A 19,929-nucleotide genomic window follows, 5' to 3' on the forward strand; every position below is an offset into this window, starting at 1 on the left:
TATGTTATTTTTTTAAAGTGTAGGGTAGGCGTATTTTCATTCGTGTAAATTGTTCAGGTTCACACTCAACATTGATGCCATATTGTTCGCCATATTTTAAGCGAAGGCGCTTATCGACTAAGCTCATTCCCAGTCCATCACATTTCGTTGCGGGTTTATAGAGGCCCGCATTATCTTCAATTTCGATATAAACATGTTCACTGCGAATATAGCTGCGTATTGTAATGTATCCGGTCTCTAATAACTGTGAGGTGCCATGTTTAATTGCATTCTCTACCAAGGGTTGTAACGTGAAAGCAGGCAATTCCACATGTTTTACATCATTAGGGATATCTAAATGAATTTGTAAGTTTTCTCTAAAACGCGCCTTTTCAATTTGTAAGTAGGCATTGATGTGTTCTAGTTCTTCTTCAAATGTTGCATTTTGTTCGGGACGTTTTAAGTTATTGCGAAAGAAGGTCGAAATATACTGCACCAGTTGGCTGGCTTGTTGGCTATCTTTACGAATAACGGCTTGTAAGGTATTAAGCACGTTAAATAAAAAGTGAGGGTTCACTTGTGCGTGAAGCAGCTTTACCTCTGATTGCAGTAAAGATTGTTTATTACGTTCATATTGCCCGGCTAAAATTTGAGCGGAGAATAGGCTGGCAATCCCTTCGCCCAAGGTGCGGTTAATTGAGCTAAAGAGTCGATTTTTAGCTTCGTATAGCTTAATTGTGCCAATAACGCGATCGTTCTCACCTCGTAAAGGAATAACAAGGGCAGAACCTAGTTTACAGCTCGGACTAAGGGAGCATTTATAGGGTGTTTCACTACCATCGGCATAGACAACTTCATTGTTTTCAATAGCTCTTCTTGATTGTTCTGAGGCAATTTGCGTTCCGAGCCGATGATGATCGGCACCTAATCCAATAAAAGCCAGTATTTTTTCACGATCGGTAATCGCAACCGCGCCAATTTCTAATTCTTGGTAAATAATTTTTGCAACTTTCATGCTGTTATCAGCGTTGAAGCCTGATCGTAAAATACCATCGGTACAAAGTGCAATCTTGAGGGCTTGCGCTGAAAATGCACTGGTGTATTTTTCAACAATAGCGCGTCTATCCAGTAAGATACGAATAAACATCGCAGCGCCAATTGTATTAGCAATTACCATTGGGGCAGCAATGTTTTTGACTAATTCTAATGCTTCATCAAAAGGACGAGCGAGTAAAAGAATAATGAGCATTTGAATTATTTCAGCGATGAAAGTGACACAACTCGCTGTGACGGGATTAAATATCTTATTAATTTCTCCCCGTTTCATATAATAACGATGTACCAAGCCACCAATGAGACCTTCAACAATAGTCGAAATCATGCAGCTAAATGCGCTCATACCCCCTAGTGAATAGCGATGTAAGCCTCCAGTGAAACCAACAGCAAAACCAACAACAGGGCCTCCAAGTAAGCCACCAAGAACCGCTCCAATTGCACGAGTATTCGCAATTGAATCATTAATGTGTAAGCCAAAGTATGTTCCGATAATACAAAATACAGAGAAAATCAGGTAACACATCACTTTGTGAGGTAAGCGGATACTCACTTTTAGTAGAGGAATGACGAGTGGGGTTCGACTTAGCGCCCAAGCGATAACCAGGTAGACGCACATTTGTTGGAGTAGGAGTAAAATTAAATCAAATTCGTACATGCTCGTCATACTTCATGTTGTGGGGGTGTTGACTTCACTCGGCTACTTGGGTCACATACTTATGTATGCTCTCCAAGATATCCTCGCTAGTCGCCTACCCACATCATGAATTATTTAGAGCATTGGCTCGTCATATTCATGTTGTGGGGGTGTTGACTTCACTCGGCTACTTGGGTCAGATACTTATGTATGCTCCCCAAGATATCCTCGCTGGTCGCCTACCCACATCATGAATTATTTAGAGCATTGGCTCGTCATATTCATGTTGTGGGGGTGTTGACTTCACTCGGCTACTTGGGTCAGATACTTATGTATGCTCCCCAAGATATCCTCGCTAGTCGCCTACCCACATCATGAATTATTTAGAGCATTAGCTCGTGGTATTCATGTTGTGGGGGGTTATATGAAATTAGGGTATACGGCTACCTACAGAGCAGTATCGATAGATATTTATTAGAATTACAATTATATCGTAAGTCGTTGGTTAAGTAATCGACATTCGCATTATGTTAGTTCATCATTATTTGACATAAGAAATAAATCGCTCCAATATTATACAAAGGCCTCACTTTTTGTGATCTTCCGCACGATTTTATTAACATCTCACTGCATTTATTGTCATACTCTAGAGATGATAGTTACCTACGTTATTATTTAAGGCTCATATAAATAATGAAAAAAAGAACAATAGTACTGATTTTGTTGATGCTTATCTTAATAGCAGCGGCAGCGCTTTTTCATTCCCATAATCAATATCTATTGTTACAGGGTGAAGTTGATGCTCCTGAAGTCATCGTGACTTCAAAAGCAAAAGGGCGAGTGATTGAACGCCATGTTGAGCGTGGCGATGATGTTAAACAAGGGCAATTACTATTGACCTTAGAAAGCCCAGAGCTACAAGCACAATATTCAGCGTTAAAAGCAGCAAAAGCACAGGCTCAAGCGCAGCTTGACCTCTCGATTAATGGTACCCGTGAAGAAACCCTTCGTGACTTACAAGCTTCTTTAGCGGAAGCAAATTCACAGTATCAAAATGCAACTCGTGAGTTTGCGCGTTTAAGCAGTCTTTCTGGTAAAGGCTACGTTTCTGCAAATGAATTGGATAGCGCGCGAAAAGCTAAAGATGTGGCGTTCCAGCAGGTTCAAGGTGCGAAGGCGCGTTTAGACGAAGGCCAACATGGTGACCGTGTTGAATTACGTCATCAATATGAAGCCGCGCTTAATCAAGCTGAGCAAAAACTCGCAGAAATACAAGTACAAGTGGATGATTTACAGGTTAAAGCACCTGTAGATGGTGAAGTGGGTCCTATCCCTGCTGAAATTGGCGAATTATTCAATGCGGGCAGCCCGCTGATATCATTGATTCGTATTCCTCAAGCCTATTTTATTTATAATTTACGCGAAGATATTTTAGTCGATGTAAAAAAAGGGGATAAGATTCAGTTATCTGTACCTGCTTTGGGGGATAAACTGATTGAGGCACAAATTCGTTATATTGCACCAAAAGGTGATTACGCCACAAAGCGTGCGACCAGAGCTACAGGGGATTTTGATTTAAAAACGTTTGAAGTGCGCCTATATCCGTTAGAGCCTGTGAACGGTTTAAGACCTGGAATGAGTGTGTTATGGCACTGGGATAAATAAAAAGGTGCTGGAATGAAATTAAAGTTCGCTTGGCATGGCTTTGAACACGCCTTTAGTCGCGAAACCAAGATGGCTATCCGCAGCCCAGTATTTCACTGGCTAAGTTGGTTATTTCCTTTGATGTTGTTTACGCTAATTAGTGCTAACTTTTCAGAGGGAACCTTGATGGATCTGCCCGTTTCAGTGGTGGATAACAACCATAGTCCGATTTCTAGACAAATTATTAGAGACTTGAATGCAGGGCCTCACGCTGATGTTAAAACCGTCGATGATAATCTGAATACTTCATTAAAAAGGCTTGGCAGCTCTAAAGACTACGCCTTGTTATATATCCCACATAACTTTGAAGAGGATATTTTACGAGGTCGTCAGCCAGAGCTGCGCATGTACTACAACGCATTATTTTATGCATCAGGTAGTTATGCGATTCAAGACTTTAGTGGGTTAGTGGCCGAGCTTAATGCAAAGTACCGCCAAGAAATGGCTAAGTCGATGGGGCGTTCATTACCGCCACTAGCGCAGGTTGCGTTGTCTTATGACAGTCTGTTTAATCCGAGTGGTAGCTATATTTACTATCAGCAATTTGCCGCGACTATTCATATGCTGCAATTATTTGTAGTGACTTGTACCATTTATACCATGTCTCGAGGCACAACATTACAAAGCGTGAAGCCGTTTACCATGGCTTTGTTAGGTAAGATGGCGCCTTATACCTTATTTTTTACGACCTTATTAATTGTCGAGCTCGCGGCGTTAGTGACCATTTTCGATGCAAAAGTTATCGGTAATCCTCTTTATATGGTTATGGTGGGCTTTTTCTATGTGATAGCGGCGCAGAGTATTGGATTACTACTCTTTAGCTTTACCTCAAGCGCCATTATGGCTTACAGCTTAATCGGGATGTTAGTCAGTATCGCCTTAGCTTTCTCTGGGATGGCGGTGCCTGAATTATCAATGATTTTGCCGGCTCAAATTATTTCGAATATTGAACCGCTTACGCATACATTAAATGCCATGTTTGACATCTTTTTGCGCGAAATTTCATTTTCTCGCATTATTCAAGTGTGTCTATTTTTGCTGATTTATCCGGTAGTGACTGCATTTTTGATCCGTAAAAGACTGGTTAAACGGCTCGAAATGCAAGGGGAGGTCGCTTAATGTCAATGTATTTTGCGACTTTCCGTAAAGTGCTATTGGGTATGCTAGAGAAACCTATGTGGTTGTTGTTATTGGTGTCTTTATGCGTGATGAGTTTAGTGTATGCAAAACCCGTACTGTGGGATTTACCTGTAGCGGTCATCGATATGGATCATAGCGTGGCGAGCCGCACACTTATTCGTGATTTAGATGCGACGCCGAAAGTGCAATTGCATGGTTATGATAATTTAGCGCAAGCTCGGCAGGATATGATTGCAAGAAAATTATTTGCGATTGTTATTGTTCCAACGGATTTTGAGCAACACCTTTTAAGCGGTAAAAATATTACGGTGCCGGTTTATGGGGATGCAACAAACCGTCTTGCGAGTGGGCAAATTCAGCAAGAGCTGGCTAATGCATATCAATCTTTGTTGAGCGCTTATAATCTGCAACTTCTTCAAAATGCAGGCTACAGTAAAGAGCAAGCGAAAGTTATTATTACGCCGATACGTAGTGAAACTGAACCTTTGTATAACCCAGGTGTAAGCTTTGCGGCGATTGTTTTTCCCGGCTTATTGGTGATGTTATTACAGCATTCATTGTTAATTGCTTGTGTACGAGTCAGTATTGCAATTCGCTCAACACCAAAAGGTAAGCCACCGTTGGCGGTTTATTTAGGTGCGCTTTCGGCGTTAATTCCAATTTGGTTATTTCTATCGACTGTTTTTTTCGCGTTGTGGCCATGGATATTAGGTTATCGACAAGAGGCACCATTATACCAAATTTGGATGCTTACTTTTCCTTTCCTGCTAGCGGTTATTGGTTTAGGAAAACTCGTCACTGAGTGCTTACGTAGTGTCGAAATGATTTATCTAACGCTCGCGTTTATTACAACACCGGTCTTTTATATGTCAGGGACAATTTGGCCACTGCAAGCGATGCCTGATTGGGTTCGAATGATTGCATCTGCATTGCCTTCCACATGGGCTACAAGCGCTATGGCGGGGATTAATCAAATGGGATTACCGTTTAGTGACGTATTAATGGATATCGTCATGATGCTAATTCTAGGCGTAATTTATTCAGTAATTGGTGTGTTAATTGGCATGTTACGTGATGGCGAACTACGCCATATTAGCCATGTATTTAACCGCTGGCGTAAACATCATAAAGAATCTTAAATCTGATAGGGCTGAATATATAATTTAGCCCTATTTTGCTTAAAATATCACGATATCATTGATAAACCAGCAATTTGTCGCCAATAACCATTACAGCTTTTATCTGCAATAGCGATAGGGGCAAGTCCATTTTCGTTGGCTTTAAATTGTGAGAGTATCTCAAGTGAATGCTCACTTTCTGGGGAAACTCGGACGATATCAACCAAATCTTTCATTGACTCCAATTCGTTCCCAAGATTGTAGCAATAACCACTAAGAGTTTGTATTCCATTAAGTATGAAGACTTGTTGTTGTTCCTGAGAGAGTACTTCACGGCCTTGTGGATAGTTAATACAGCAGGTTTCGCACTCATCTTTTTGCTTGTTTTCTGAACGAGCCGTGAAGCATCTTGCTGAATAGGCGAGGGGAAGATGTCCGTAGCTCATGACTTCAACTTCAAATTTCCCACGAATGCCAATATCGTCACATTGATTGAGCAAGTTTATCAGCCAGTCGCGTGAGAGCTCAACAGGCATGCACCAACGTGTCATACCTTCACGTAATAAAATATTGAGTGTTTGTGCGTTGTAACAGTTGAGGCCATGCCCTGCGACGAAAGGGAGCTTTTTTTCTGCTAGCATGTTTATTACACCAAAATCATGTGCCTCAACGAGAAACTCGCCGTTATCAACCAGTTTACTGATTTCCTTCAATTCTGAAGGTGCCTGCAATAAAGCTAGTGAGCTTAAGACTATTTGTTTGCCACTACTTGCGAGTTGGCGGGCAAGCTCTATCCAGTCGTTTGGTTTCATTTCGCGACGTTTACTGCAAACGGTTTCACCGATGTAAATAATGTCGGCTTCACTTTGCATGGCAAGTTGATAAAAATCGTTCAAAGTTTGTTTTGGCCAGTAATAGAGAACTGACCCTAAAGCGTACTTCATGATATTCCCCTAATTACTGCCATTTGCGGTGATATGCACCCAGAGTGGTTTGGCTACCTTCGGAAAGGTTACCAAGAACTTTTAGCCACTTAGGGTCAGTCACAAATTGTTCTGGGTTTGCTTTATAGCAGTCGATAGCGCGTCGCCAAATTCTTGTTACTTCAGTCACATAGGCAGGACTACGTTGCCGGCCTTCAATTTTGACTGATGCGATATTGGCTGCCATTAAATCAGGAAGCAGTTCAATCGTATTTAAGCTGGTGGGTTCTTCGAGCACATGATATTTCTGTTCATCAACCAGATATCGGCCTTTACACAATGTCGGATAACCCGCATTTTCATTTTTTTCGTAGCGGTCAATTAGCACGTCATTTAGGCGTGATTCCATCCCATTTGGCGTTTGTTGCCAGCGAACAAAGCGTGCTGGTGAGCAAGCACCGACGGTATTGGGTGATTCTCCGGTCAAATAAGATGAAAGATAACAGCGGCCTTCAGCCATAATACACAGGCTGCCAAAAGCAAAGACTTCAAGAGGCACAGGGCTATTTTTAGCGAGTTGTTTTACTTGATGAATAGATAAGACGCGAGGGAGGACAACACGATGAACTTGAAAATTACGTTCATAAAATCGTATGGCTTCAGTATTTGTGGCTGAGGCTTGCACAGAAACATGACGTTCAATATGTGGATATTTATTGGCCGCATATTCTAACATCGCAATATCAGCGATGATCAAGGCATCAGCACCTAGATCAGCGGCAAGATCGACGGAATCTTTCCAACGCTGATAACTCTCTGGATGGGCAAATGTATTAATCGCAATATGTAATTTACGTTTACGACTATGGATATATCGCTCTGCCTCATGCAGTTTTTTTTCAGTAAAATTTAATCCTGCGAAGTGACGTGCATTGGTATCATTTTTGAGTCCAATATAAACCGCATCGGCACCATTATCCACCGCCGCTTTTAAGGCTGGCAGGCTTCCTGCTGGGCAAAGTAATTCCATTACATCTATCCCTGTATCGATTTCACAACTGCATATTTTAATCAAATGGTCTGTTATCGGTTTTGATTTAGAGCAGAGAAATTGTTAATGGCTATCAGTATTCGTTGCTAGGGTCTGCAAGTTAAAAAATAAATATTGGCGAGATGAGTAAAAATTGATATAGGATCAAGCTAATAATGTATTTTTTTGGCAAGATAGCTATCATAAATTAAGTCACAACTTAAGCTGCTACTCCAACCCAGTAGTTATGCGGAAACGGACCAATAATTGATACGGGAGTCAGTATTGTGTTAGGTAAAATTCGTTCTCAACTCATAACAAAAGGGCCTTCTTTATTGAAGTTACCTTTAAAAGTGACCCCATTTGCCTTGCAACGCCAAGTACTTGAGCAACTATTAAGTTGGCAGTTTCGTGAGTCGGTAAAAGAGGGTGAGCTAGACTTTCTTGAAGGTAAATGGCTAAAAGTAGCAATCAACGATTTAGCATTAGTGTGGTTCATTAGTTTGCAAGAAGGCGTTCTCGTTGTTAAGCAACATGCACAAGCTGATGTAAGTGTCAGTGGGAATGCTAATGACTTGATTTTGATTGCTGCACGTAAAGAAGATCCAGATACGTTGTTTTTCCAACGTAGGCTAGTTATTGAAGGTGATACGGAATTAGGTTTGTATGTTAAAAACTTAATGGATGCTTTTGAACTTGAAAATATGCCTGCGCCATTGCGTTTTACACTCCTTCAATTGGCGGATGTGATTAAAGCAGTACAAGAAGATGAGGGCGCAGAGCAAAAAACACTTGCGCTAACTTCATGTTGATCCGAGTAGAGATCCCAGTTGATGCGATGGGTATCGACAGATTATTACGTGCAACGTTTCCGACAGGATCGGAAGCGGATCTTGTTCAACATTTACGTGAAGATGGCCTGCTGACACTCGGTGTCGTTGCCACGAATGACGATGGTGAAGTGATAGGTTATATCGGTTTCACCCCTGTGGATGTTAATGGTGAAGATGTTCAGTGGGTAGGTTTAGCCCCGCTTGCTGTTAGTAAATTATATCAAGGCCAAGGTATTGGTGAAAAACTGGTTTATGAAGGCTTAGATAGCTTAAATGAGTTTGGTTATGGTGCAGTAGTGGTATTAGGGGATGCTGATTATTATCGCCGCTTTGGTTTTAAGCTTGCATCAAACCATGATATTCACTGTCAATGGCCAGAACATCAATCGCATTTTATGATTTGTGGGCTTGAAAATGGTGAAATGAATGATCACACCGGTCAAGTGACCTATTCTTCGCATTTTGATAACGTATAATTTGCTAAGTAATCAATAATATTATCAGGCTGGTTAATAACCAGCCTTTCTTTTGTCTTTTTATTCAACTGTTTAATTTTATATTCTACTTGTGATGCACTAGAACGATTGCCGACTGCACATTGGAAGACTAGTGTGAGTGGTGCCTTCCCTTTCAATGCTTTTGCGCCTTTTCCTTCTTTATGTTGGGTAAAACGTCGCTGCACGTCAGTGGTTATTCCACAATATAACGCGTTGTTCTTCTGCCTAATTAAGTATAAATACCAATTATTCTGTTTCATAACCCTATTTTTAATCTTTAAATTTATCATTCTGTGCTGATATATAAGGAAAAATATCAGCAGTAAGGTCGAATATACTCTTGAATGGTAATGTTTATAACATACTAAATTCTAACTAGAAATTGATATAAATCTGTCACAAATCTGAAGCCTCAACCTAGGTTTATGTTCAAATAAATTGAATAACTATAGCAAAATTAGCTAATTTTCATTTCTAATTAAAGCGCATAATATGATCCACATCACAGGGAAACAGTAAAACCCCTGTTAAAAATCAAATTCACCAAAGGAATATATTATGAAAATGTCAAAACTATTTGCTACAGCTTTAACTTTAGGTGCTTTTTCATTCGGTACAATGGCAGCAACTGAAGTTCAAAATACCGATAAAGCAGCAACAGGCTATGTTTCAGTAACAGGTGCAGTAAGCGTTAATGATTTAACCGCACAATTAGCCAAAAAAGCTGATGAAGCTGGTGCAACTTCATTCCGTGTGATTTCTGCTGGCGGTGAAAATTCAATGAATGGTACCGCGGCTATCTATAAATAATCTTTTACTCGTCATACTTCGAGCCGTAGCGTTGTTGGCCGCGTTCATTCGCACTAGTCACATACTTTTGTATGCTCCTAGCGCCTCATTCGCTTGCCGCCTAGCTACAACTCGAATTATTTAGAGTAAATCTGTTACTTGTCATACTTCGAGCCGTAGCGTTGTTGGCCGCGTTCATTCGCACTAGTCACATACTTTTGTATGCTCCTAGCGTCTCGTTCACTTGCTGCCTAGCTACAACTCGAATTATTTAGAGTAATGCTTAGGTATTTAGAGTGAAAGCTTTAATATCTAGAGTATAGTAATAGCGAATTTACGCCTACGTTCAGAACAGTTTAAGCAAGCTTAAGGGGAATCTCCCAAAAGCTTGTTCTGAACGGGTTAATCAGGAAAACGCTATGACGCCAGAACAATCTCTAAAACATATTCAGCGCTATTTTTCCCGCCAACACGTCTTTTCTTTATTTACTTATCATGAATATGATATCTGGCCTGCCAGTTGTTATTATGCATTTGATGCGCAAGTGATGAGCTTAATTCTAATGACTGACCCAAATTCGACCCATGGCAAATTGATGCTAGCTAACCCGCAAGTTGCAGGTACAGTTTCGGCACAAACTAAAGAGGTGAGTAAAATTCAGGGTGTTCAATTCACGGGAAGCATTGAAGTACTTGACGGTATTGTTGAACAACAGGCTAGAGCGGCTTATTGCCAGCGCTTTCCTATCGCATTGACAGCGAAACTACCCGTTTGGCAGCTTTGCTTACAAAAGGTTAAAATGGTCGATAATAAATTAGGTTTTGGTACTAAGCTCCTCTGGGAGAGAGAAGCTTAATTATGTATCAATGAGTTAACGTAGTTTATGGAACACTTGATTGCTGCTTCCACGCCAGACCAAAGAAGGGTTATATAAATCCTGTTCAAACTTGCCATCAATGAGTGTGTTGATGAGTCGAGCCACTTTTTGTTGCTCTAACGTCAATTCATTCAATTCATAACCTGTCCACAGCCAAATGTCTTTATCGGGGCAAACTGTTTTTACCCGTTTAATTAATTTCAGTATCGCCGGTAGATTAGCAGGATGCAGAGGATCGCCGCCTGAAAGGGACAGGCCTTGTCGGCGGATCCGCGTATCTTGTAAATCTTGAATTATCCTATCTTCCATTTCTTGCGTGAATGGAATGCCTGAATCTACCCGCCATGTACTTTTATTATAACAACCTCGGCATTGGTGAACGCACCCTGAAACAAACAGGGTGCAACGTGTACCGGGGCCATTAACGACATCAACGGGATAATATTGATGGTAATTCATGTTATTAACCTAATATTTACCCAAGTTGCCCATTACCTAAGTGCTTAATTCGACGTTTTACTTCTTCTTGTTTTCCTGCATTAAATGGCCTTGCATCCGGGCTGCCTAAATAACCGCAGACGCGGCGAATTACAGAAACTCGCGTTGTATCATGATTGCCACAGGCAGGGCAGGTAAACCCTTTGCTGGTACAGGAAAATTCGCCTGAAAAACCGCATTCATAACATTCATCAATAGGTGTGTTGGTACCATAGTAAGGAACGTGCTGATAGCTGTAATCCCAAACATCTTCAAGGGCTTTAACGTTATGTTGTAAGTTTGGATATTCGCCATAGCAGATGAACCCCCCATTTGCGAGAGGTGGATAAGGCGATTCAAAATCAATTTTATCGTAAGGATTAACTTGTTTTTCAACATCCAAATGGAAGCTATTGGTGTAATAACCTTTATCTGTTACGCCCGGGATCACACCAAACTCGGCAGTATCAATGCGGCAAAAGCGATCGCATAAGTTTTCACTTGGTGTACTGTATAAACTAAAACCATAGCCAGTTTCTTCTTTCCACTTATCAGTAGCTTGGCGTAGTCGATCAACAATGGCGACGGCTTTTTCTCTGAGTTGTTCACTGTCATAGACGTGAGTTTGGTTGCCAAATAGTGCATTAATTGTTTCGTGTAAGCCAATGTAGCCCAGCGAAATAGAGGCGCGACCATTTTTAAAAATCTCTGCGATATTATCATCCGCTTTTAATCTTACGCCACAAGCACCTTCCATATAGAGGATCGGGGCGACGCGGGCTTTGACATTTTCGAGGCGCGCAATACGGGTCATTAAGGCTTTTTTCGCAATAGATAGACGCTCTTCGAGCAATATCCAAAATGCATCTTCATTGCCTTGCGCTTCAATAGCAATACGTGGCAAGTTAAGGCTGATGACGCCGATATTGTTGCGTCCATCATGGATTTGCTGGCCATCTTCTTCATAGACGCCTAAGAAGCTGCGGCAACCCATTGGTGTTTTAAATGAGCCAGTGACTTCAACAACTTTGTCATAGTTAAGAATATCGGGGTACATGCGTTTGCTAGCGCACTCAAGAGCGAGTTGTTTGATATCATAGCTAGGGTCGCCAAGTTGGTGGTTTAAGCCTTTTTTAATGGCAAACACCAGTTTTGGGAACACCGCGGTTTTACGATTTTTGCCAAGACCTGCAATCCGATTTTTCAAAATAGATTGTTGAATGAGGCGTGCTTCTTTTGAAGTCCCCAAGCCAAAACCAAAGGTGACAAATGGCGTTTGTCCATTAGCGGTATGTAAGGTATTAACTTCATATTCTAAAGATTGGAAAGCATCGTAACACTCTTTTTCAGTACGACTTTGTGCATAGCCTTCGGCATCCGCAATATTCCATTCTTTGGCGACTTTAAGATGTTTGTCATAACTTGTTTTGACATAAGGCGCTAAAATTTCGTCAATACGGTTAATCGTTGTACCACCATAAATATGGCTAGCAACTTGAGCAATAATCTGTGCGGTTACTGCGGTTGCAGTTGAAATTGATTTAGGGTGTTCAATTTCTGCATTTCCCATTTTAAAACCATTAGTTAACATGCCTTCAAGGTCGATTAACATACAGTTGAACATTGGGAAAAATGGCGCGTAATCGAGGTCGTGATAGTGAATTTCACCGCGTTCATGGGCTTGAACTATGTCGCGTGGCAAAATATGTTGTTTGGCATAATGTTTAGCTACAATGCCAGCCAGTAGGTCGCGCTGAGTGGGGATAACTTTGCTGTCTTTATTGGCATTTTCATTGAGTAAAGAAACATTGCTTTGTTCAATGAGGCCGCGGATATCATGCGTGAGTTGGCTGCGCTTTTCGCGTTCGCTATCTCTATCGTGACGATATTCAATATAGGCGCGAGCCAAGTCCTTATAAGGGCCTGCCATGAGTTGGTTTTCTACCGCATCTTGAATTTCGCGAATATCGACTTTGTCACGGTTGCACAGTTGTTCCGTTACAACGGAGGCAACCTGAAGACAGTAATTGTCATCCTTAACATTCGCCGCAGCGGCAGCGCGCTTGACGGCTTCTTGAATTCTCGGAAGGCCAAAGCTGACCTGACAACCATCTCTTTTAATAACAACCGTTCCCACTTTAAAGCTCCTTCTTTAGTTATCCACAGATAAACAGTGTTATCTATTATTCATAGTTGTGTGAGTCAATCTGTGGATAAAATGTGAATAAACACTACATATTGTGTCTTGTGTTGTAATTAAAGCACAATATATAGGTTATTGCTTTTTTTTAGATGACGCTAGTTTGATTTAAAACAAGGAAAAAAATAATTTGTATGAATATCAAAAGCGCAGAGATAAAAATAAAAAAAGGATTATTCGCGTTTTTTTGTTTGCAATGAATGAGAATAATTGCTAATTGGCGGTGAGGAGTAAAAGGCGGATAAATAAAAAGAGACTGCCTTCTAATAGCGCATTGCTATCAATAGAAGGCAGTGACTACATTCAATTCACTAGTTTGATAGTTTTATTAATTGTTAGTCATTATTTACGAACTGCAATAGCTTCGATTTCGATTTTGACATCTTTTGGAAGGCGAGCTACTTCAACACATGAACGCGCAGGGAATGGTGCATTATGTTGTTTGAAGAATTCTTCATAAGTCGCATTAACAGTAGCGAAATCATTCAAATCTTTCACAAATACTGTTGTTTTCACGATATCAGAGGCTTTTAAGCCTGCTTTTTCTAAAATTGCTTTTACGTTATCGAGTGATTGACGAGTTTGCGCAGCAATATCTTCAGGTACTTCGCCGGTTTTTGGATTAACAGGGATTTGACCTGAAGTGATAACCATACTGCCTAAATCAACACCTTGTACATAAGGACCGATAGCGGCTGGTGCGTTTTCTGTATTAATTTCGTATGACATAACTACTCCGTTTAATCGAGGAAACAACTTTACGAGCTATTGACTGTTAGTATAAGCGCTGATAGCGCCCATACAAAGCAACAGTTTACGCTTAAATTGTTTACTGATTATTGATCACTGCATCTCTATCGAATTCTTTTTCGCAGAATCGACAGGTAAGTGCGACTTCTTTATCAATTTTCTTAACGCGAAAACTGCTAGAAACGGGTTCATTATGGCTGATGCAGTTACTATTTGGGCACACCAACACATTATCAATATGCTCAGGTAATGTGAGCTCTAGTTTTTCAACAACTTGATAATCTTCGATACGATTTACGGTAGCTTCCGGTGCATACATCGCTAATTGGTTGGCTTGTTCAGGAGTCAAAAAAGTATTCTCAATTTTAATTATATCTTTTTTGCCTAAATTACTTGAGGGTAAATTCAATCCAATAGTAATACGTTCATCAGTTTTGGTCAGCTTAAACAGTTTTAGCAGTTTGAAACCAATTTGAGCGGGAATATGGTCGATGACAGTACCGTGGCTGATGGCTTCAACTTGTAATTTATGATCGTGAGTCATGATTATTTTCTCCTCAGATGGCCAATTCTTTATTTAACACCAGTGACAACAATGCTTGTCGCGCATAAATCCCATTTCCTGCTTGTTGGAAATAGTAGGCGTAAGGAGTGCTATCAACGTCGACGGTAATTTCATCGATACGAGGTAATGGGTGTAAAACTTTTAAATTCGGTTTGGCAGAATGCAGGTCTTCGGCGCGTAAAATAAACTGTGCTTTGACATTGGCATACTCAGATGGATCTAGGCGCTCTTTTTGTACGCGAGTCATATAAAGGATATCGAGTTCAGGCATAACTTCATCGATGTTGCTATGTAGGCTATAAGTTGCGCCTTTTTCTTCAAGAATATTCAAAATATGATTTGGCATCGCCAGTACTTCAGGGGCGATAAAATAAAAGTGATTGCCTTTAAATTTAGAGAGCGCTTGAGTGAGTGAATGTACTGTTCTGCCATATTTAAGGTCACCCACCATTGCCACTTGTAGATTTTCTAAACGGCCTTGGGTTTCTTGAATGGTAAACAAGTCGAGTAAAGTTTGCGTTGGATGCTGGTTAGAGCCATCTCCGGCATTAATGACGGGGATCTGTCCTGCAAATTGACTTGCTAGACGTGCGGCACCTTCTTGAGGGTGGCGCATGACTATCGCATCAACATATTGGCTGATGACCGAGATAGTGTCTGCTAAGGTTTCCCCTTTCTTTCCTAGCGATGTATTGGTGCTGTCAGAAAAACCGACCACAGATGCGCCAAGGCGATGAATTGCAGTTTCAAAAGACAAACGAGTTCTAGTCGAGGCTTCAAAGAAACAACTAGCAATAACTTTATGCTTAAGAAACTCGGGTTGAGGTTGTTTTTTTAGTGCGGCAGCAACTTTAAGCACCAGTTCGAGATCAGAGCGATCGAGATCGTTAATAGAAATTATGTCGCGAAGGTATAGAGGGTTCGGCATCGTTATTCTCCTGTGTCAGCAAGACGCGTTAGGGGATAGGCCAAAAAAAAGCCCCTCAATGAGGGGCTTTTTTTCAAATACGGAGGGGAAAAACTGGCTGTCCAGACCGCTCGAAGGCAGTGCGGTGGAGGTATTCTGAGTCAATAATAGAATAGCAGCGTTCATGGTTTCTCCCGACAAATTGTGGCGAATTATACGCATCTCTTTGTTTGACGCAAGCGTTTGCATAAAGAAAAATGAATTTTTTTTGCATTTTGCAATTTGGTTGATATTTAATCTATAAAGATAAAACCGAAAAATCATAGAGATGATTACGGTTGAAGAAGAAAATGATAAGTTCAGTGATTAGCTGTCTATTTGACATATGTTAGAGCTGATTCAAAGGAGGTATCTGATGAGGACAAAAACAGTTTCTATATTTAGAAACGGTAATAATCGAGCCATCCGTTTACCTAAAGATTTTGAGGGTGTAAATGAGTTAAAATTACAAAGCCCATTCAGGGCTTTGCATGATAATTTGTATTCAATAATTATTTTTGCCCCAGCCGCTTAGCCACTCTTTCGAGTAACCTCATTAGAATCAATGTTATCACCACTAATACTATTGTTAATGCAGAGCCATCAGCGATATTTCCTCTGTCGGTTAGGCTAAAAATAGACACAGGTAACGTTGCCCAACCTGGAGGGTATAACATCATGGTCGCCCCCAATTCGCCTAATGAAAGGGAAAGGCTGAGTGCAAGCGCTGAAATTATCCAAGGCATCAATAATGGTAGCGTGACATGGAATAATCGATACCCTGGAGAGGCGCCTAAACTGAAGGCAACATTTTCGATATCAGGTGAAATTTGGGTTAAACCAGTCGAGACATTGCTAAAGGTGAATGCTGAAATTAAGACAAAATGAGCAGAAAAAATAATCCAAAATGTCCCATTCATTTGCAAGTAACCTTGACTGAAAGCCACGAGGGTTCCAAGACCAATGGAAACTGATGGAATAGCACTGGGTAAATAGAACATGATACTGAGATATTTTTGTAATCTGCCACTATAGTGCCGTAACGCTAATGCCGCCCATAAACCGCATACCAAAGCGAACAAGCTCGCACTGAACCCAATAATTAAACTGGATAATATGGCGTCCCAAGCGGAACCGCTAAATGCATTGATAAAATGAGAAATGGTAAAACCTGATGGTAAAATACCATTCCATTGCTTAGTTAAGCTGGACAGTAAGATCATACCCAGCGGCAATAAAAATAGTAATGAAAATAGAGCGATGGCGATAATGCTCGCTGTAATTCGCCCTCTTTTAGACCAAATAAGCATACTTACCCCTTTGCACTGAGGCGAGTTGTCGCCACTCGGTATAAGAAAAACAATCCTAATGAGATAAGTATATTTATCAGCGCTATCATACAGGCCACAGTGTAATCAGATTCAAGAATCGCTTTACTGTAGACCATCATAGGTAGTGTATTCACACCTTTGGCACCGATGAACAATACGATGCCAAACTCATTCGTTGTAAGTAATAAACACAAACTTCCACCAGCTAATAAGGCGGGAAGCGCGGCAGGAAAAATAATTTGTCTGATAACACGAGCAGGATGAGCACCTAAAATACTTGCTGCCTCTAGTTGGCTTTTATCTATTTGTCTTAATGCTGCCATCAAAGGGCGCATAACAAGTGGTGTGAACACCGTGATTTCAGCCAAAATAACGCCGTTGATTGAATATAAAAAATCAACGGGAGGGAGTTCAATATTGAAAGCGGCCATTAATGAGCCATTTAATAAACCTGCGGAGCCATAAATAAAGGTAAAAGCGAGTGTAATCAAAAAAGTGGGTAATGCGATAAACGTATCAATAACTTGAGTGATTAAACGGCTGCCAGGAAAAGGAATAAACACTAATATTATCGCGAATAGGCTACCTACCATTAAGCAGCCCAGTGTCGCGAAAAAAGCAATTTGCAGCGTATTCCATAATCCATTGATAAATCGACGTGATTCAATCACTTGCCAAAAGGTTTCCAATCCCCAATGCCCTGATTGTGTTTGTATGGCTTGTTCCGCTATCAGTAAAAGTGGATAGAAAAATAACGTGGCTAATACCAGTAATGGCGGTAGCAACCAGTAAATAGGTCTTAGCTTAATAAAGGGTTGCTTGAATGCACTAATGTGAGACATATCAATCCTCAATTAAAATGGTATTGGTTGGTGAAAACCACAGCGTGAGTTTATCCCCTATCCGTGGTGCAGAGGATAAATGCGTCACGGCGACCGTCACGCTTTCACCTGAGACATCACAGACAAGATGGGTTAAATCCCCTTGCCATCGAATAGCGCGTAAAGTGGCATATAATTGATTCGAAGTATCATTTCTTGGTGTGAGACTAATGTGCTGAGGTCGTAGGCACACCCATTTATGTGTTCCTGTACGCATTGTGGTGGCTTGAGCTTCAATCAATGAACCACCACAACTTACATTGATTTGGTTTGGTATTGTTGATAAACCCAAAACCGTCGCGGATAAAATATTTGCACGACCTAAGAATTCCGCAGCGAAGCGATTTGGGGGTTGATGATAAAGCGCCTCTTTTTCACCATGAGCCACTAAATATCCATCTTTCATGATGCCAATTTTATCGCCAAGTGCGAGGGCTTCAGTTTGATCATGTGTGACATAGAGAATCGTTAATTCAGGGAGTTCGCGATGCAAACGTGCAATTTCTTCAACCATATTATGGCGAATTTGCGCATCTAAAGCTGAAAGTGGCTCATCGAGCAATAACACTCGAGGTCGTACTGCAATGGCGCGAGCAATAGCGATTCGTTGTTGTTGACCTCCAGACAGTTGGTGCGGATAACGTGTTGCATAATCGCTCATGCCGACAATGTTTAAGGCTTCAACCACGCGCTCAGTGATTAATGTTTTTGGCTGTTTTTGAGCGCGCAGACCAAATGCGACATTCTCTTCCACTTTCATATGGGGAAAGAGCGCATAGTTTTGCACAACCATACCCAGCCCCCTCTGGAAAGGGGGAAGGTGAGTAATATCCTTATTGCCAATTAAAATTCGGCCACTGTCGGGTTGTGCAAAACCGGCAATAGCGCGTAATACTGTCGTTTTACCTGAACCTGAAGGGCCGATCAGCGCTAATATCTCACCCGGTTCAATCGTTAGCGATAAAGGTTTCAGTACCACATTGTGAGGGTAAGAAACCCGTAACGACTCTAATGTGATCCCCGAATGTTCGGCTATTTTCAACGGGGTGCTTAATGTCCTTTTCATCAACATAGAAAATTACTCGCTCTCAGTTACTTGGTGCCAACGAGAAATATCTGCTGATAACGATAATTCAACTTGATCCCAGTTAGGATGCCATGTTGTTACCCCTTTCATTGTATTGATGGCGGTACGGTATTGTTCGTCATTAGGGGTGATATCGGAACGTACAGGTAGCCCCCATGAAAGTTCACTCACACGGCTTTGAGATTGCTTATTAAGTAGGAAATTAATTAGTTTTTTGCCATTTTCGGTTTCGGGACCTTGGTTGACAAGACCGACAACATAAGGGAGATCAAGCGCGCTGCGTTGGCCTTTTTCATCCGCGGGCCAGAAAATCTTGATGTTAGGATTGCGTGCCATTTGTGACAAATTCATTTGTAAGTCGCCATTTGCCACATAAATCTCACCTTTATTCACTAACGCAGTTAATTTCCCCGTTGAAGCTGATGGACCCACATTGTTAGCTTGAAGTTTGCCGAGATAATCAAACCCCGCATCTTTGCTCGCAAAGCTGTGGAAGACTTGTAGCATGACAGCTGTACCATCACCTGCTTGTCCCGGCGTAGAGTACTGCAATTTATTTTTAAAGCGCTTGTCGAGCAAATCTGCCCAGTTTGCTGGTGGGGTTTTTAGCAGTTTGGCATTATAAATAAAGGTGAGGTAATTATTGACCAGCGGGGTGTAGTAAGGGGTTGAGTTAGGAATAACAGCGGCAGCTTCTGGCGTAAATTGTGCTAGTAATTGTGTTTTAACGGCTCGTTGAATAAAGGGTGAAACTGAAATTAAAACATCGGCTTGTGGATTTGTTCGCTCTTTCGCTAGGCGTTCAACAATCGCCCCCGAACCACTTTCCACATACTGTACTTTAATGCCAGTTTGTTGGGTAAACGCAGCAAATTGATTTTGATACCAACTATTATTGCCATCATGTAGCCCGTCGGAAGAGTAAACAGTAACCACAGGAGCAGCCAAAGCCGAAGTAGAACAAAAAGCAGCCATCAGTAAGCAAGTTAGGTAGGAATGTTTCATCGTTGTCTCCAATTAGCGGTAAAGGTAATCTGGTATATACCAGTTGTTTTCTACGCTAATGAACTAATGTGACAAAAAGATGAAACAGAATTATTAATTTAAAAAT

Annotated in this window: 20 protein-coding genes and 1 pseudogene; 8 read left to right on the top strand and 13 right to left on the bottom strand. The window is 41.1% G+C overall.

The window, feature by feature from the left end:
* Window positions 1–4 precede the first annotated feature (4 nt).
* Complete coding sequence (locus tag AAZR93_RS09865; RefSeq protein ID WP_294104430.1) at window positions 5–1,690, bottom strand: sensor histidine kinase; 1,686 nt, start codon at window positions 1,688–1,690, stop codon at window positions 5–7.
* Between the two features lie 672 nt (window positions 1,691–2,362).
* On the opposite strand from AAZR93_RS09865, the gene AAZR93_RS09870 reads away from it, so the two are divergent.
* The 3 genes from AAZR93_RS09870 to AAZR93_RS09880 are packed head-to-tail and all read left to right on the top strand — an operon-like array spanning window position 2,363 to window position 5,652.
* The gene (locus tag AAZR93_RS09870; RefSeq protein WP_294104150.1) at window positions 2,363–3,334 is read left to right on the top strand and encodes an HlyD family secretion protein; all 972 of its coding nucleotides are present in this window, start codon (window positions 2,363–2,365) and stop codon (window positions 3,332–3,334) included.
* A gap of 12 nt (window positions 3,335–3,346) precedes the next feature.
* Window positions 3,347–4,492: an ABC transporter permease gene (locus tag AAZR93_RS09875; protein ID WP_434719712.1), complete on the top strand. Its 1,146-nt coding sequence runs from the start codon at window positions 3,347–3,349 to the stop codon at window positions 4,490–4,492.
* Entirely contained in the window at window positions 4,492–5,652 is a 1,161-nt protein-coding gene (locus tag AAZR93_RS09880) for an ABC transporter permease (RefSeq protein ID WP_294104146.1), read from the top strand. The genes AAZR93_RS09875 and AAZR93_RS09880 overlap by 1 nt, the downstream gene beginning before the upstream one ends.
* 47 nt (window positions 5,653–5,699) lie before the next feature.
* Here AAZR93_RS09880 and AAZR93_RS09885 read toward each other — a convergent pair whose 3' ends face one another.
* Window positions 5,700–6,575 (bottom strand): U32 family peptidase, encoded by an 876-nt coding sequence (locus tag AAZR93_RS09885; protein WP_434719713.1) that lies wholly within the window; start codon window positions 6,573–6,575, stop codon window positions 5,700–5,702.
* A 13-nt stretch (window positions 6,576–6,588) separates the two neighbouring features.
* A complete protein-coding gene (ubiU, locus tag AAZR93_RS09890) occupies window positions 6,589–7,584 on the bottom strand; it encodes a ubiquinone anaerobic biosynthesis protein UbiU (RefSeq protein WP_294104142.1) in 996 nt (331 codons plus the stop codon).
* A gap of 287 nt (window positions 7,585–7,871) precedes the next feature.
* On the opposite strand from ubiU, the gene ubiT reads away from it, so the two are divergent.
* Together ubiT and AAZR93_RS09900 are read left to right on the top strand one after the other, a co-directional pair.
* On the top strand, window positions 7,872–8,396 hold the full coding sequence (gene ubiT / locus AAZR93_RS09895) for a ubiquinone anaerobic biosynthesis accessory factor UbiT (RefSeq protein ID WP_336429323.1): 525 nt from the start codon (window positions 7,872–7,874) through the stop codon (window positions 8,394–8,396).
* Window positions 8,390–8,893 carry a GNAT family N-acetyltransferase gene (locus AAZR93_RS09900; protein ID WP_434719714.1) on the top strand — a complete coding sequence of 168 codons (504 nt, stop codon included), beginning with the start codon at window positions 8,390–8,392 and terminating at the stop codon, window positions 8,891–8,893. Before ubiT ends, AAZR93_RS09900 begins: the two co-directional genes overlap by 7 nt.
* On the opposite strand, the gene AAZR93_RS09905 is transcribed toward AAZR93_RS09900, so the two are convergent.
* Window positions 8,866–9,174 (bottom strand): GIY-YIG nuclease family protein, encoded by a 309-nt coding sequence (locus tag AAZR93_RS09905; protein WP_434719715.1) that lies wholly within the window; start codon window positions 9,172–9,174, stop codon window positions 8,866–8,868. The genes AAZR93_RS09900 and AAZR93_RS09905 overlap by 28 nt on opposite strands.
* 298 nt (window positions 9,175–9,472) lie before the next feature.
* Here AAZR93_RS09905 and AAZR93_RS09910 point away from each other — a divergent pair, with 298 nt between their 5' ends.
* Window positions 9,473–9,724, top strand: coding sequence for a DUF1471 domain-containing protein (locus AAZR93_RS09910; RefSeq protein WP_294104133.1), 252 nt, complete (start codon window positions 9,473–9,475; stop codon window positions 9,722–9,724).
* A gap of 398 nt (window positions 9,725–10,122) precedes the next feature.
* Window positions 10,123–10,560, top strand: coding sequence for a YhbP family protein (locus tag AAZR93_RS09915; RefSeq protein ID WP_434719716.1), 438 nt, complete (start codon window positions 10,123–10,125; stop codon window positions 10,558–10,560).
* A 15-nt stretch (window positions 10,561–10,575) separates the two neighbouring features.
* Here the strand turns inward: AAZR93_RS09915 and nrdG are convergent, their stop codons facing one another.
* The 5 genes from nrdG to pyrB form a co-directional block, all read right to left on the bottom strand.
* Window positions 10,576–11,040, bottom strand: coding sequence for an anaerobic ribonucleoside-triphosphate reductase-activating protein (gene nrdG / locus AAZR93_RS09920; protein WP_434719717.1), 465 nt, complete (start codon window positions 11,038–11,040; stop codon window positions 10,576–10,578).
* A gap of 16 nt (window positions 11,041–11,056) precedes the next feature.
* Window positions 11,057–13,195, bottom strand: coding sequence for an anaerobic ribonucleoside-triphosphate reductase (gene nrdD / locus AAZR93_RS09925; protein ID WP_434719718.1), 2,139 nt, complete (start codon window positions 13,193–13,195; stop codon window positions 11,057–11,059).
* A 405-nt stretch (window positions 13,196–13,600) separates the two neighbouring features.
* Window positions 13,601–13,987, bottom strand: a complete 387-nt coding sequence (gene ridA, locus AAZR93_RS09930) for a 2-iminobutanoate/2-iminopropanoate deaminase (protein WP_294104128.1) — start codon at window positions 13,985–13,987, stop codon at window positions 13,601–13,603.
* Between the two features lie 100 nt (window positions 13,988–14,087).
* Window positions 14,088–14,552, bottom strand: coding sequence for an aspartate carbamoyltransferase regulatory subunit (gene pyrI / locus AAZR93_RS09935; RefSeq protein WP_294104124.1), 465 nt, complete (start codon window positions 14,550–14,552; stop codon window positions 14,088–14,090).
* 13 nt (window positions 14,553–14,565) lie between these two features.
* On the bottom strand, window positions 14,566–15,501 hold the full coding sequence (gene pyrB / locus AAZR93_RS09940; protein WP_336429316.1) for an aspartate carbamoyltransferase: 936 nt from the start codon (window positions 15,499–15,501) through the stop codon (window positions 14,566–14,568).
* Between the two features lie 394 nt (window positions 15,502–15,895).
* Between pyrB and AAZR93_RS09945 the strand changes: the two are divergent.
* Window positions 15,896–15,988 (top strand): annotated as a pseudogene (locus AAZR93_RS09945) (type II toxin-antitoxin system VapB family antitoxin); the annotation flags it as partial.
* 43 nt (window positions 15,989–16,031) lie between these two features.
* Here the strand turns inward: AAZR93_RS09945 and phnV are convergent.
* Genes phnV through phnS form a run of 4 tightly spaced genes read right to left on the bottom strand, consistent with a single transcriptional unit; the run spans window position 16,032 to window position 19,823 of the window.
* Window positions 16,032–16,829 (bottom strand): 2-aminoethylphosphonate ABC transport system, membrane component PhnV, encoded by a 798-nt coding sequence (phnV, locus tag AAZR93_RS09950; RefSeq protein ID WP_434719719.1) that lies wholly within the window; start codon window positions 16,827–16,829, stop codon window positions 16,032–16,034.
* 2 nt (window positions 16,830–16,831) lie between these two features.
* Window positions 16,832–17,692, bottom strand: coding sequence for a 2-aminoethylphosphonate ABC transporter permease subunit (phnU, locus tag AAZR93_RS09955; protein ID WP_434719720.1), 861 nt, complete (start codon window positions 17,690–17,692; stop codon window positions 16,832–16,834).
* 1 nt (window position 17,693) lies between these two features.
* Window positions 17,694–18,803 (bottom strand): 2-aminoethylphosphonate ABC transport system ATP-binding subunit PhnT, encoded by a 1,110-nt coding sequence (gene phnT, locus AAZR93_RS09960; protein ID WP_434719721.1) that lies wholly within the window; start codon window positions 18,801–18,803, stop codon window positions 17,694–17,696.
* Between the two features lie 6 nt (window positions 18,804–18,809).
* The gene (phnS, locus tag AAZR93_RS09965; RefSeq protein ID WP_434719722.1) at window positions 18,810–19,823 is read right to left on the bottom strand and encodes a 2-aminoethylphosphonate ABC transporter substrate-binding protein; all 1,014 of its coding nucleotides are present in this window, start codon (window positions 19,821–19,823) and stop codon (window positions 18,810–18,812) included.
* Between the last annotated feature and the right edge of the window lie 106 nt (window positions 19,824–19,929).

The sequence above is a fragment of the Providencia sp. Je.9.19 genome (assembly GCF_051129765.1).
GTDB lineage: Bacteria > Pseudomonadota > Gammaproteobacteria > Enterobacterales > Enterobacteriaceae > Providencia.